The following is a 13,919-nucleotide window of genomic DNA, read 5'->3' on the forward strand; positions in this document are numbered from 1 at the left end:
ACCCAAAAACACAAAACGCTCTTGGTCAGGTAAAACACACCCTTACAAGAAGGCCTGCGTTTTAACGCAACGAGTATTCCAAAAACGTAAGGCGACCACGTTGGCCGCCTTAGTAAATTGATTTAATAGAACATTAACAAGATTGAGTGATATAGACAGAAGTTCGCTACTGTTTAGAACCAGCTAGCGACCAATTGCTTAAACCAGTCTAAAATTCGCTTGAATAAACTGCCTTCCTCCACGGACTCCAATGCAACGAGCTCGGCTTCATTTACGACCTTACCTTCGACTTTGTAAAGCACTTTACCAACCACTTGTTGCTCAGAAATTGGCGCAACTAAATCACCGTTGTATTCAACTTCCGCTTGCAGATTTTTTACATCTCCTTTTGGCAAAGTGAGATAAACATCGTTAGCTACGCCAACAGTAAGCTCGTCTTTTTCGCCCATCCAAACTCGAGCTTTCGCAAGTTCCGCACCCGCCTCAGTCGGCATTACCGTATCGTAAAAGCGGAAGCCATAACTTAACAGCTGCTTGCTTTCTGATTCACGAACATTCTCGCTCTTCGCTCCCATCACTACAGCAATCAGACGCATATCACCTTGTATTGCAGAAGTCGCTAGACTATAACCCGCACCGCTTGTATATCCAGTTTTCATGCCATCGACATTCATACTACGATCACGAAGCAAGCCATTACGGTTGTATTGAGTGATGCCATTGTAAGTAAACGAGGTTTCGCTATACAGCGGATAGATATCAGGTAAGTCACGAATAATCGCTTGGCCCAACTTGGCAATATCATAAGGTGTCGAATATAAACCGTCACTGTCTAGGCCGTGAGGGTTGGTGAATGCCGTGTTAGACAATTCAAGCTTGGCGGCCCAACTATTCATCAAACTCACAAACCCTGATTCACTTCCCGCAACATACTCAGCAATAGCAACACTGGCATCGTTACCAGATTGAACAATCAGACCACGGTATAAGTCAGACAAAGAAACGGAAGTATTGACTTCAATAAACATTTTTGAAGAATCTGGGAAATTTTTTGCCCAAGCATTTCGGCTGATGACAACCTCATCATTCAACGTAATATTGCCTGTATTAATTTCTTGACCAGCTACATAAGCAGTCATCAACTTCGTTAAACTCGCGGGGTTTAAACGTTTGTGGGCATCACGTTCAACCAGTACTTTCCCCGTATGGAAGTCCATCAAAACATAACCACGAGAACTGAGTTCCGGCGCATTTGGCACAACTGAAGGCGCAGCATAAGCCAACGAGGATACAGCAGCGAACCCTGTAATTAACACTGTGTGTAATATAGTACTTTTTCTCATCATGACATCTTATCTTAGTAGCATTTAAGGCTTACAAACGGTACCCGAATGAATTCAAAGCGCGGGATTACCTAGTTAAAAAACGAGTATATTGAAACGGCGCTCAGTTACAGCCACCTTGTTACGATTGGTTACTTTTACTCAATGTTTGTCGAAAATAATGAGAGGTAGGTAGAGCTTTCGTCTTGAAGAATGAAACAGGAGCGAAAATAATTCCGTAACGCTATGTTTTTTGAGAGGGGAGAAAAAGCGCGCAAGTCAATTCAGGGAGTAAGTTGGTATAGGAAAAGTAGTTGAGCTTTTATCCATATCTAAATAGGAAACAACAAAAACAACCAACAATAAGTCCAGTTAATTACTTACCAAGAAAACATATTGAAAACGCATCATAAAATCGTAATTAATTATCGATAAATTTAAAAACCTAATATTATAATTTATGTAAATTTCATTTATTATTAAATCGGAGAAAAATACAGCTTTCCTTTCTTAAAACTAAGAGACGATTTTTTCGATGTTTTTAGGTTTATCTCATCAGAGAACTTGGTATAACAGTGAGGGATAAGGCATCCGGACTTAGCGCGAAAGGATAACCCACTGTTATTTAAGTTCACACGCTGCTTTTTAATGACTAGAGACTTTAAACTGCGGTTACCTTGGGTTTGTGTAGCTATTCTTTGACGTACCCCAACCCAATACGACTCAAACGACGACATCATACATATCCTCTTTCATGATATAAGCATTAATAATTAAACATCGCTAAAAGCTAAGCTTGTCTTAAATAAAAGTACTAGAAATTAATTTTATTTCTTCAAAACAAATCAACCCGCATATTCCACATAAATTTAGTGGTTATGTCAAATATTAATTATCATTAATTTCATTTATAATGGATATAAAATCGGTTTATAATTTTTAAATAGTTTAATTATTAGAAAGAAGTATAACCAGTCCATATTTAACATGGAAATATGAGCTTTGTTTTGCATCATAACATATAAATACATTAAAGATTCATCTACGAACTAAATGCTCTTCAATAGGTGATATAAATTAGAATTTCGAGACTAAATGAGAATAAAAATAGCGCACCGTATATGGTGCGCTATAGATTTGATTAAGGTCACTGTATAAGCATAGATAAAACTAAACTCATTTGACGTAGCTAGGCCAAGATTGCTTATGGTTTAAGTTTCAATACTTTATCAATATCTTCTGCGCTGTGGCGCTCAGGTAACTGCTCCCATTCTTCACCCCATGAACGGTTCACAATTCGACCACGTTTTACCGCTTCACGCTCATCAATTACTTTTGCCCAACGCACAACGTTTTTGTAGCTTTCTACGTCTAAGAATTCAGCCGCATCGTAAGCACGACCCAACACAAGGTTGCCGTACCATGGCCATGTTGCGATATCAGCGATGCTGTACTCATCGCCACCTAGGAATTCATTGTTCGCAAGACGCTTGTCTAATACATCTAACTGACGTTTTGCTTCCATTGTAAAGCGGTTGATTGGGTACTCGAACTTCTCTGGTGCGTACGCGTAGAAGTGACCAAAACCACCGCCTAGGTATGGCGCAGAACCTTGCAGCCAGAATAACCAGTTCATTACCTCAGCACGCTTAGCGCCTTCTTTTGGTAAGAAATGATCAAATTTCTCTGCTAGATAAAACAAGATGTTGCCAGATTCAAACACGTTCACTGGCTCAGAACCCGAACGGTCAACCAATGCCGGAATTTTTGAGTTTGGGTTAACAGCTACAAAGCCAGAGCCAAACTGGTCACCATCGCCAATCTTAATCAGGTATGCATCGTATTCTGCTGCCGTTACGCCAGCCGCCAAAAGCTCTTCAAACATGATCGTCACTTTCTGACCATTTGGGGTACCCATTGAGTAAAGTTGGAATGGGTGCTCACCAATTGGAAGCTCTTGCTCATGACGTGCGCCAGAATCCGGACGGTTGATGCTCGCCCACTGACCGCCGTTTTCATTATCGTTTGTCCAAACTTTTGGTGGAATGTATTCGTTAGCCATTGTTTTCCCTTATTGTGTTTGAATGCATCTTCAAACTGACGGGTCTTACGCGCCAGCAAGCATTATTAACATCACCTCTTCGCCAACTGCGATTAGGCATACTCAAGATATTAGGTCGAATTCGCTAAATAAAAGTCCTGCAATCTCTTTTAGTTAGAACCTTTGGTTATGGGATTTTCTTTCACGCTATAAGTAAAAACGTCGCGATAATGTGAACTAGGTTCGAGATGCCAACGATGAGTAAGCTACACTCGGCGGCGCACCTCTATTTGGGGATTTAGAACAACCGCTAAACTTCAAAGTCACCAAGAATGAAGTTGTTCTGGATACCTTAGTTCAAACAACTTACGTGCGTGATAGGCAGTTAAGTTAGATAGTTAGAAAGAAAAACGCCCTTCACTAAATCAATGAAGGGCGTTTTAATGTATTCGAAACCGTTACTTAGCTGATTCAAACAAACCAGAAATACCTTTCAAAGGGAAAAGCCTTGCTTGCTCCAACCCTCTCAACGTTACCGTATTCAGGTCATCAATAAAGAAACGACTGGTCATCGTGTGTTTGCCACCATTAATGAAAATCTCGATGACAGAATTGTCGATATATATATCAATCGTCTGCTTAGCGTCCAATCTTGGTGCTTTTCGAATGCTACCAAATTCTTCTGCGTACAAATGAGACATGTGACGACGGTCCAGCATAAACTCGTGCTTTGTCGCACTAAAGACGATGTTGTCACCTTTGAGGTTACTCAGCTCAAGTTCAAAGCCATCGCCCTCAAGGTCTAATTGGATCAAACAACTTGTGCTTTCCAGTGTATGGGACTGTGCAAAGACTACCTCTTCTTTTCTTAAACTCTCCAATTCAGGGAGTGGAGTTTGAACAAGAAAACCATCTTTCAACGTTAGTTCTCTAGGAAGAGACAACATTCCTGCCCACTGGTGTGTGACCGATGGCGTGTCGATTTCTGGCAACCCTATCCATGCAATAAGAATGCGACGCCCATTCTCATCTAAATAGGTTTGTGGGGCGTAGAAATCAAACCCATAATCTGGCTGTAAAATATCTTGGTGGTTTTCTAAAGTCATCGACTCTAGGTTCAACTGATCACCCACGATATACGCGACAGAATAGATGTTTTTGAAATCATAAGGATTACTACTGCTCACGCCCTGTGGAGAAAACAGCATCACCGATTGACCATTAATCTCAAATAAATCAGGACACTCCCACATGTACCCAAGGTCAGAGAACTTGGTCTTGATAGGACCTTTATGCTGCCACGTTTTCAAATCTTTGCTTTGATAGAGCGCCATAGAACCATGCTCGGTTTTGGTTTGAGCACCCACCACCATCAAATAGTCGTCGCCTTTCTTCCAAACTTTTGGGTCACGAAAGTGCTCCGTGTAATGTTCGTTCTCAATGACTACACCGTGCTTTTCAATGCTGCCGTCTGAATCCATGGTGGCAAAACACTGTGTTGGGATTCGATTCCAGTTTTGGTCACGCTTGTTGCCAGTAAAAAACAGCAAAGCCTTGTTGTTTTCCACCAAAGCGCCGCCCGAATAGACACCATGTGAATCGTAGTCTTGGTCGGGATGAAGACCCACGCCATGATCAGTAAAATGGATGAAGTCTTTAGTAGAAAGGTGATACCAATACTTCATTCCATGGACTGGTCCCACAGGCGTCCACTGGTAAAAGATGTGGTGCTCACCATTGAAATAGCACAACCCATTTGGGTCATTTAACAGCCCAAATCTAGGGGCGATATGAAAACTAGGAAAGCCTTTATCTTGCTGACGTGAAAGTGTCATTTCTTCGATATCACACTGAGGGATTTGCTCAAGTCGGCGATATCTTTGCTCTACAGTCCAACGGTTGTTTAAGCTCATAATTTTTCTCAACTGAAATTGGATCTGAAGATCATTGCCCAATAAATTGCAGCAATTCTGTCTGGGTCGGAAGCGCGGTCATTGCGCCTTTTTGCGTCGTCGCTAATGCACCACAGCCATTTGCCCATTGAATCGCAGAGCTAACAACAGGATGATTTTTCCAATCGTCATGCCGAGACAGGCATGCCAGTAGCCCTCCGACAAAAGCATCACCCGCACCTGTGGTGTCAATCGGACTAACGACTTGACCTGTGATCAGTTCACTCTGACTTTCAAAGACGCGCCAAACACCTTTCGCACCTTGTGTCACCAAGACCAAAGCAATATTCAAAGAGGCTATTTGTTGTAAACCTTGCGCCATCGACGTTGAGTCAGTTAAGAACAAAAGCTCTTCTTCAGAGAACTTAACCACATCGGCCATCGCTACAGCCTTCATCACGACAGCTTGGATTTCTGATTGATCTTGCCACACTTCATCACGCAAGTTAGGGTCAAAGCTAATGAAACCACCAGCGGCTTTTGCTCTTTTGATCGCCTCAAATGTGCTGCTTCTACTTGGCTCATTTGCCAGTGAAATTGAGCAAACGTGTAGCCAGTCACCTTGCTTAAAGTTTGGGATGTCTTCAACAGACATAAACTGATCAGCGCTCGGTTTTACCATAAACGTAAAGCTGCGCTCACCTTGCTCGTCTAAATCCACCACCACTGTTGATGTTCTTTGCTCAGGATCTTTAACGAGAAACTCCGTGCTCACGCCCTCTTGATCGAGCGTTGATTGCATGAAGCGACCAAATGGGTCATCACCTACACGTCCAAAAAACGCACTCTTACCAGATAGACGAGCAATTGCTACGGCGACATTCGCTGGTGCACCACCGGGACATTTGAGTAAAGAAGTCTCAGATTCCGGTATTAGATCGACAACAGCATCACCAGTTACCCACACTTGATTCATCTTGCTTACCTTGAAATTAAAGCCCTGATAGTCCAACGTGTTGAACACCTTCACTACCAAGTAAAAATTGAAAAAGGCTAGCCAAGCCATTAGTGCTTGGCTAGCACCCCAAACATTTAGGAAAAGAAGTGGATTTTTGGGGACTCCACCCTTAAGGAGTTCAGATTAAGCCGCTGCTTTTCTACCGACTTTAACGCGGTCACGCATACCAAGAACAATGGTGAGAACAAATGCGGTCAAGAACGCGATCACCATACCCGCGATGTAGTACCCAATCTTCTCTGGCGTAATGGAAATGATGCCTGGAAGACCAGCTGCGCCCAATGCCTGAGCTTTCACATTAAACATTGTGATGAACGCACTTGATAACGCCGCAGCGCAAACTGCCGCAATAAATGGGTAACGTAGTTTTAGATTAACACCAAACATGGCTGGCTCTGTAATACCCAGCAAACCCGTAACACCCGATGGAATCGCGATACCTTTCATCTTCTTATCTTTGCTCATCACGCCCACCGCCAACGCTGCCGCTCCTTGAGAAACGTTAGACATCGCCGCAATAGGAAAGATAAAGGTGCCGCCCGTCGTCGCAATATCCGCAAGAAGTTGCGTTTCAATCGCAATGAAGCTGTGATGCATACCAGTAATAACAAACGGAGCATAAATAAGACCAAATACCGCACCACCAACAAAGCCAGCAGTGTTGTATAGCCAGTTCAGACCATCACCCAATAGGAAACCGATATCACGCGTGAACGGACCGACGACAGTAAACGTCAGCAAACCCGCTATGAAAATCGCCAGTAATGGCGTTAAAAGGTTGTCTAAAACAGAAGGTATGACTTTACGTAAGCCTAGCTCAACCTTCGCAAGAATGAATGCCGATACCAAAACCGGTAACACCGAACCTTGGTAACCCACTTTTTGGATTTCAAAGCCAAGAATATTCCAAACCGGAATGTTGCCAGACACAGATGCGCCGCCGAATCCCCAACCATTCAGCAAGTCAGGGTGAACCATCAACATACCTAGCGCTGCCCCTAAATATGGGTTGCCGCCAAACTTCTTACTGGCTGAAAATGCCAGTAAAATAGGCAGGTAAACAAACGGAGCGTTCGCAAACGTGTTGATCATGTTCGCCAAGTCTGTCAGTCCTGGGTTGGCATCAATCAAAGATTTGCCATCAATAAACAAACCTTGAGCAGTCAATAGGTTATAGATACCCATCAGCAAACCGCCAGCGACGATTGCGGGAATGATTGGGACGAAAATATCAGACAGCCCTTTCACCGCGCGCTGAACGATGTTTTGTTTCTCTGCGCCAGCAGACGCAACGTCGTTGTTGGACATTTCACTCATACCCGTCAACTTCGCCATTTCTGCATAAACTTGGTTTACGATGCCTGATCCAAAAATGATTTGGTACTGACCCGCAACTTTGAACTGCCCTTTGACCCCTTCAAGGTTATCAATCGCTTGTTCATCTATTTTTTGCTCATCTGCAACGGCAAGGCGTAAGCGTGTCGCACAATGCGCAAGTGCGGTGATGTTGCTTTTACCACCTAATAGAGTTAACAACTCTTTTGCTACTGCCGGATAATTCATTTCATACCCCATTGGATTATTATCTGAGCTTGCGATATTTTCGGGAACGTTTGCAAAACAGATTTTTGCTCAATAAAACCAAATGATCAAAGATAAAGCAGAGAGAATGTGAGAATGATCGTCAAATTCTCTCCCTAAGAGCAGTATAGGAGGTTAGAATCGCTACTTATCAAAGAGCTTTTCATCTTCTCTTTGCAAACAATCCCAAAAACGAAAAACAGAATGGATAGGAACAATGGCGAGTCTGCATGATGTCGCCCGTCTGGCTGGCGTATCAAAATCAACAGTGTCACGGGTTATAAACGATGAATATGGCGTAAAAGAAGCGACAAAACTGAAGGTCCGCCAAGCAGTAGCGGAGTGTGGCTATGTGCCAAACCAAGTCGCTAAAGATCTAAAATCTCAAAAGACCAATCTGGTTGGTGTCATTGTTCCTCGGGTTTCCTCTCATGCCACATCCCAAGGTGTCGATGGATTAACCGATGTCCTTGAAAAAGCCGGGAAACATGTCTTACTTGCTAGCACTCACCAAGCCCACAAAAAAGAACTGGAATACATTCAGATCTTTAACCAAAAACGGGTTGAAGGGATCATTCTTTACGCCACCCACCTCGATTCCAAGCTGGTAAAAGCAATTCAAAACTCAGCCGTCCCAGTTGTGCTCGTCGGTCAAGATGGTTCCATGTTTAATATTCCAAGCATCATTCATGATGACGCACGAGTAGGGTTTGAAGCAGGAAATAGACTGGTTGCAAAAGGTTGCCAAACCATGGGTTTTATTGGTGTGCAAGGTGACGATATCGCGGTAGATAAGCAACGCTCTGAAGGATTTGTTCAAGCGCTGCAACACCATGGTTTTGAGATCGCCTTCCATGCTCGTGGTGACTTTACCATCGATTCTGGCTATTCATTGGCAAAACAACACTTAACAAAGAACCCTAAGCTAGATGGCTTGTTCTGTGCGACAGACCGTATTGCTATCGGTGCGATGAGAGCGATTCAAGAGCTCGGGTTAACACCGGGTAAAGACGTTTTAGTGCTAGGAGTTGGTGATGATGAGCTCGCATCAGTGTGCACCCCAACCTTATCAACATTTAACTATGCATTTGATAAAGCAGGTGAAAATGGTGCGAAACTGCTACTAGATAGAATTGCCAACAGAAGTTTTGAAATGAGTAAGATGGTACTAACCTTCAAAACAATTGAGCGTCAGTCCTGTTAATGAAAAAGCGCCAACTGAAATCAGTTGGCGCTTTTCTTATTACTCTTTGTCGGTTAGATCCCTTTAAAACCAAGTTTCCATTTGCAGTGCAAACAAAACTTCACCACCATCACCCATCGTTGCAGCACCCGCATCCTGGCTAATCGAGTAGCCATTCAAGTCTTCGCTCCAATCAACGTAGCTAACTGCAAAACGTAGCTCCGGACGGTCAAAGAAACCTGCAGCGGTAGACATCTTAAGCGTTGGTGCGATTGTCGCTTTGTAAAAACTGCCACTTGCTTTATCAATCGCATTGTCTAGGTCCATGTATTGGTATGAGCCTTCATAAACCATCTCAAAGTTCTGCGTAAACTCTTGCGCTAAGCGGATGTTGAACGATGCCCACGTAAATTCATCATTTTCAGCAAAGCGATCTTGGCTGTGTTCTGCTAGCAACGCAGGTGCTACACGCCAGTTGTCGCCGATGCGTGTTACACCATAGCTGAACAAGCGTACGGCTTTTGCGTCTTCTAACAAATCTCCGTTTGAACCGATGCCTTTAAGTTCCGCACCCAGTCCATCACCCATCAAAATACCGGTTTTAGAGAAGCCTTCACTCATGCCAAAGAAGTTATCGCCATGGTAAGCAAACATCGCATGTAAACCTTTGTCCGCTGAGCCTTCTACGCGATCATTGTTATCAGCTGACGTCATGCCGCTCAGCATCAATTGCCAACTACCGAAGCGGTTGTTCATTGTCGCGATATAGTTTTCAACATCCGTTGACGAGCTATCAATCTCACCAAAATCACGACCATAGATCGAGAAGTTTGCTTTCCACGAATCGCTCATTTGGACGTCATACACGCCAGCACCAGTGCCAGATAAGAAAACGATATCCGAGTCAAAGAAGTGAATGTCAAAGTTATCACGGTCAAATCGTTTACCTGCCCAAAACGTTGCGTCAGCAAACGCACTTGATTCAGAGAACATGCTCAACTTGTTTAGCTCAGCATATATCTGACGAACGTTTAATTGACTCTCACTCGCTGTCCATTCGTTATTGGTTTCCGTACTATCTGCCAACATGATTCGGAACAATGCGCTGGAACCATCATCTGCAAAGCGTTTGTGAATAAGGTTTGCTTCCACATAATGATCATCCTCAACCCCTAATCGTCCAATTGGCGCGCCAATAGCACCAGCTGCCGTCATGTAAGGACCAGTACCCACTGCACCATTCAGATCATCATTAATGAGCAGCCCGGAACGAGCGTAGCCATGAAACTCAAAGCTTGAGGCTTTCTCATTTGCTTCTGTGGATGCTTTTTCTGTCTGCTCAAGTCTCTGTTCTAATTCATTAATTCGCTTTTCAAGAGCGTCAACATCTGTTGCTGCGAATACAGGTGCAGTAACCAGTCCAAGCGCTACTGCCATCGTCAAAGTGTGTAGTTTCATTTCCATAGTCTCACGTAAATTTATACTTAGGCACATTGCAAACGTTCCCAAGAAAAATCGCAAACTTATGGTGACTTTAAATGTCCATCTAAAGCCTGAATTTCAGAGCGCTCGTACTCAGAGCGTCTCTACTACTTATATCAATGAGGGCGATAATATATAAACTTTTCGGGAACGTTACCGTTAAGAGGCCATTTTGTTACTTCTATCACGTTCAATTGTGTTACTTACAGAAAAATCATTAACCAGCGCACATTTGAATTAATTGTTAGGGCTAGAGGAAGTAGTTTGAAGGTGACAGGCTACAAAGAAGGAGTTTAGTGTTCATTTGAGAGAATAGTCCCTCGCTTCCCTATGCTCCTTGATGGTAACTCATCTCTATTTATTGATGAAAAGTAGCAGCTAAGGTTGAACGTAACTAAGAGCGAAGCGGATCTGGATACCTTGGTTCAAACGACATGAAAGGCAGTTAAGACGAGATAAACACCCTTCACTTTCTGTGAAGAGCGCTTTGTTGTTCTAATTCAAGCTAACGAAACACTTTTTTGGAAAGTTGAGTTATAGGCTTTACTAAATTAGCATTTAATGGATAATTATAGATGTTCTAAATCCTTTTGTCGGTTGACCAAATCAACCCACTCACTACATATTAGAAAGGAATCTCGACTTAATAGTTCTTCTCGGGCTTTCTCAGCTTCTCATTTTCATTACGCTTATTAAAACTGCGCTAATTAGTGTATTCGATATAGTCGCCTGTAAAAAGCGGCTCCCCGTCCTCTTTGATACTAGAGATAAAGACTGCTTTGCAATCCCGCCACCTGACGCCTCGACTGCATGATTTCATATTCTACTGTTACTAAAGAAAAGACAGAACTAGCAATAAATGCAACTTCTAATTTGGCTCTACTGTGAAAAACCACGAGCCGATTAACCCACTAACATTAGCTTAGGTATTGCAAATTTCTAGTGTAGTGGCTGGATTCATTAACCCCATTGGTCAACTACTAAAACGGATCCAGCAAATCTTCATCAAACTTAAGTCCTTCTAGTCCATGCTCTTCGCACAAAAGCTTGAAAGATTCTGTAGCATAGAGCACTGTACAGCCTTGTAAGCGAGATTTGAATACATAGCGTGGTTCGATATCCTCTTCATCAAATTCAATGGTTTCCAGACCATCTTCAAAGCCATCGGTATATTTCTTAAGGCACATAGACTCATCTTCAGCGCCAAAACTAAGGCAATTAAAAGCATATATGGTTTCGTCACCAACGTTTATAGGCAAGAACTCCCCCTCAGACGCTAGTACCGATTCTAGCTTATCGCATGCACCTGCAGTTAGCGCTAGATATGTGCTATACCATGTTGATATGTCCGGCATCGTAGAGTTTTTTCCTAAAACATCCTCAAAATCGCCAACCACACCATCTTTCCAAATTGGTAGTAAAGGCTCATTAGTAGAAGGCTGCAGTCGGAGTTGCCTTACTAGCTTTTTATTACCAAGCTGATTAGCAAGATTCATAATGTCCAGAGTTAGAGTTTTAAACTCCTCAGGGCGTTGCTTTAACTGGTAGATTTTCATGATTGACCGCTCCAGCTAGTGTCTTTCTTTTCAATAATTTTCTGCGGATATCCACCATGCAGAAGTTTGTGCTTTACTCTTTGTAAGCGACTAATCATTGCCTGCTCAGGCAGCATTGGAGAACTAAACGTATTCACAATCCATGATTCATAGTTATACCGATGTATCTCTCGATGAGCTGGTGCTTCACTGCCTGCCCAGTGACCTTTGTGCTTTTTATAGCGAGGTAGCCAAGCGCCATTCAACGGGTCATTGATTCCAATACCGTGAGCATGAAGGGCTAATCGTGTCACAACAAGTCTAACCTGCTGAAACCGCCCTTTACCCGGAATGATATGATGTGGATCATGGATACTACTCGGCTTAGGTTCACCAACTGCAGTGAGATTACGAGCCAGCACACGAGTCGGATGATGAGCCTCCTCGAACAACTCATCTTCATCTTTCAACTTGTTTTCAGCACGGCATGTTTCAAGATCCTGCTGTAGCATCACCTGAGAAGTGATCTTTTTTCGCTCATGCTGAAGGTGTGCCCAATCCTTTTCCAAAGCATCAATACGCTGCTTGCAAGCTTCTTTAGATTCATTGTTAAGCGCAACACTATTCTTTTTGTCGTGATATTCAGGCCGCTTGACATTCGTAGTAATAAATAACCAACTCTAATGCAGATGGGTTGCTAGGTCGAATAGGCTTTGGCGTATACTTCACAATTCCGTCCTTGTATGTTTGGTCAATTAGATGTGACTGGCACAACAGCTTTAATAAGAGCTGTAAGCTACCAGAAAACAAGTGGCTACAAAACACTCAATACAATCAGTTTCTTCGCTAATAAAAGTAAGCAATTATACCTTCCATCACGTAATATTGACTGATTCCACTGAATCATTTAGGAGCAAAAAAATACCAGCAGGTCAATTAATGTTCCTCAAACAAAAACGCCCTTCATATAAATAAAGGGCGTTTGTTATTTGACGTTTTGATTAGCGTGCTATAATACCAACCCACCGTCAATCTTGAGCACTTGGCCTGTGATGTAGGCGCTCTTGTCTGAGGTTAGGAAAGAGACGCCATTGGCAATATCTTGAACTGAGCCCATGCGCCCTAATGGGGTTTTGCCTTTCATCATTTGAATGACTTTCTCTGGCAGGTTCTTGGTCATGTCGGTGGCGATAAAGCCTGGCGCGACACAGTTGACGCGTATCTGTGCACCCTTTCTTGAAAGTTCTTTCGCCCAGCCTTTGCTCATTGAGATGACGCCGCCTTTACTTGCGCCGTAGTTGCTCTGGCCGATATTACCATCCGTTCCCACTATAGAAGAAATGCTGACAATACTGCCTGTGCCCTGCTCTAGCATGACAGGAGCAACACGTTGGGTGAGTAAGAACACCGCTTTTAGGTTCACGTCGATCACGCTGTCCCAGTCTTGCTCTAACATGTCTGGCAACAGTGCATCTCGAGTGATGCCCGCGTTGTTAACCAGAGCATCGATTCTTCCGTGCTGCTCTACAACACTTTCTACCACTTCACTGACAGCTTCAGCATCACACAAGTTGACTTGATAACTGCTTAGCTGCGCCGACTGGCTCCATTCCACGGGCGATATGTCTAGCCCGATTACGTGGAATCCATCCTCCAGTAATTGCTCACAAATCGCTTGGCCAATACCACGAGCCGCACCAGTGACTACTGCTACTTTTTCCGGTTTCATCTTGGTCTTCCTTAAATGTTGAGATTACAAATTCGCTTGTATCCCTAGCGTTTTTTGTTTTTATGCCTAGTCGCGTTACAGCTGCGCTTCTCATACGCAGGGTCTTTTATATCTTATAAAAACTATAGAAACAGTC

10 protein-coding genes and 1 pseudogene are annotated in these 13,919 nt (G+C 43.2%); 2 read left to right on the top strand and 9 right to left on the bottom strand.

The genetic code is table 11. The annotated features are described in order from the left end of the window. Window positions 1–173 precede the first annotated feature (173 nt). Both R8O11_RS04895 and yghU read right to left on the bottom strand, forming a co-directional pair. Window positions 174–1,343 carry a D-alanyl-D-alanine carboxypeptidase family protein gene (locus tag R8O11_RS04895; RefSeq protein WP_031778835.1) on the bottom strand — a complete coding sequence of 390 codons (1,170 nt, stop codon included), beginning with the start codon at window positions 1,341–1,343 and terminating at the stop codon, window positions 174–176. Between the two features lie 1,183 nt (window positions 1,344–2,526). Further along, window positions 2,527–3,384 carry a glutathione-dependent disulfide-bond oxidoreductase gene (yghU, locus tag R8O11_RS04900; protein WP_053349291.1) on the bottom strand — a complete coding sequence of 286 codons (858 nt, stop codon included), beginning with the start codon at window positions 3,382–3,384 and terminating at the stop codon, window positions 2,527–2,529. A gap of 253 nt (window positions 3,385–3,637) precedes the next feature. Between yghU and R8O11_RS04905 the strand changes: the two are divergent. Continuing rightward, window positions 3,638–3,757, top strand: a pseudogene (locus tag R8O11_RS04905) (dihydrofolate reductase); the annotation flags it as partial. 64 nt (window positions 3,758–3,821) lie between these two features. On the opposite strand, the gene R8O11_RS04910 reads toward R8O11_RS04905, so the two are convergent. The 3 genes from R8O11_RS04910 to R8O11_RS04920 all read right to left on the bottom strand — a co-directional run bounded on the left by R8O11_RS04910 (window position 3,822) and on the right by R8O11_RS04920 (window position 7,836). Beyond that, window positions 3,822–5,276 carry a sucrose-6-phosphate hydrolase gene (locus tag R8O11_RS04910; RefSeq protein WP_042523221.1) on the bottom strand — a complete coding sequence of 485 codons (1,455 nt, stop codon included), beginning with the start codon at window positions 5,274–5,276 and terminating at the stop codon, window positions 3,822–3,824. Between the two features lie 31 nt (window positions 5,277–5,307). Next, window positions 5,308–6,231, bottom strand: coding sequence for an aminoimidazole riboside kinase (locus R8O11_RS04915; RefSeq protein WP_017819849.1), 924 nt, complete (start codon window positions 6,229–6,231; stop codon window positions 5,308–5,310). A 165-nt stretch (window positions 6,232–6,396) separates the two neighbouring features. Beyond that, a complete protein-coding gene (locus R8O11_RS04920; protein WP_318193956.1) occupies window positions 6,397–7,836 on the bottom strand; it encodes a sucrose-specific PTS transporter subunit IIBC in 1,440 nt (479 codons plus the stop codon). 235 nt (window positions 7,837–8,071) lie between these two features. Here R8O11_RS04920 and R8O11_RS04925 point away from each other — a divergent pair, with 235 nt between their 5' ends. Beyond that, the gene (locus R8O11_RS04925; protein ID WP_213897950.1) at window positions 8,072–9,058 is read left to right on the top strand and encodes a LacI family DNA-binding transcriptional regulator; all 987 of its coding nucleotides are present in this window, start codon (window positions 8,072–8,074) and stop codon (window positions 9,056–9,058) included. Between the two features lie 63 nt (window positions 9,059–9,121). Here the strand turns inward: R8O11_RS04925 and R8O11_RS04930 are convergent, their stop codons facing one another. The 4 genes from R8O11_RS04930 to fabG form a co-directional block, all read right to left on the bottom strand. Then, the gene (locus R8O11_RS04930) at window positions 9,122–10,495 is read right to left on the bottom strand and encodes a carbohydrate porin (protein ID WP_031778839.1); all 1,374 of its coding nucleotides are present in this window, start codon (window positions 10,493–10,495) and stop codon (window positions 9,122–9,124) included. A gap of 1,004 nt (window positions 10,496–11,499) precedes the next feature. After that, window positions 11,500–12,075 carry a hypothetical protein gene (locus tag R8O11_RS04935; protein ID WP_053349296.1) on the bottom strand — a complete coding sequence of 192 codons (576 nt, stop codon included), beginning with the start codon at window positions 12,073–12,075 and terminating at the stop codon, window positions 11,500–11,502. Continuing rightward, entirely contained in the window at window positions 12,072–12,623 is a 552-nt protein-coding gene (locus R8O11_RS04940) for an AHH domain-containing protein (protein ID WP_198556874.1), read from the bottom strand. The genes R8O11_RS04935 and R8O11_RS04940 overlap by 4 nt, the downstream gene beginning before the upstream one ends. Before the next feature lie 440 nt (window positions 12,624–13,063). Next, window positions 13,064–13,783 (bottom strand): 3-oxoacyl-ACP reductase FabG, encoded by a 720-nt coding sequence (gene fabG / locus R8O11_RS04945; RefSeq protein WP_042523233.1) that lies wholly within the window; start codon window positions 13,781–13,783, stop codon window positions 13,064–13,066. Window positions 13,784–13,919: the final 136 nt, after the last annotated feature.

The sequence above is a fragment of the Vibrio sp. 1288 genome (assembly GCF_033344475.1).

What these genes read in the sequence shown, in the direction of transcription:
- R8O11_RS04895 (WP_031778835.1), bottom strand. Translation starts at nt 1,343, where the DNA reads ATGAGAAAAAGTACTATATTACACACAGTGTTAATTACAGGGTTCGCT.
- yghU (WP_053349291.1), bottom strand. Translation starts at nt 3,384, where the DNA reads ATGGCTAACGAATACATTCCACCAAAAGTTTGGACAAACGATAATGAA.
- R8O11_RS04910 (WP_042523221.1), bottom strand. Translation starts at nt 5,276, where the DNA reads ATGAGCTTAAACAACCGTTGGACTGTAGAGCAAAGATATCGCCGACTT.
- R8O11_RS04915 (WP_017819849.1), bottom strand. Translation starts at nt 6,231, where the DNA reads ATGAATCAAGTGTGGGTAACTGGTGATGCTGTTGTCGATCTAATACCG.
- R8O11_RS04920 (WP_318193956.1), bottom strand. Translation starts at nt 7,836, where the DNA reads ATGAATTATCCGGCAGTAGCAAAAGAGTTGTTAACTCTATTAGGTGGT.
- R8O11_RS04925 (WP_213897950.1), top strand. Translation starts at nt 8,072, where the DNA reads ATGGCGAGTCTGCATGATGTCGCCCGTCTGGCTGGCGTATCAAAATCA.
- R8O11_RS04930 (WP_031778839.1), bottom strand. Translation starts at nt 10,495, where the DNA reads ATGAAACTACACACTTTGACGATGGCAGTAGCGCTTGGACTGGTTACT.
- R8O11_RS04935 (WP_053349296.1), bottom strand. Translation starts at nt 12,075, where the DNA reads ATGAAAATCTACCAGTTAAAGCAACGCCCTGAGGAGTTTAAAACTCTA.
- fabG (WP_042523233.1), bottom strand. Translation starts at nt 13,783, where the DNA reads ATGAAACCGGAAAAAGTAGCAGTAGTCACTGGTGCGGCTCGTGGTATT.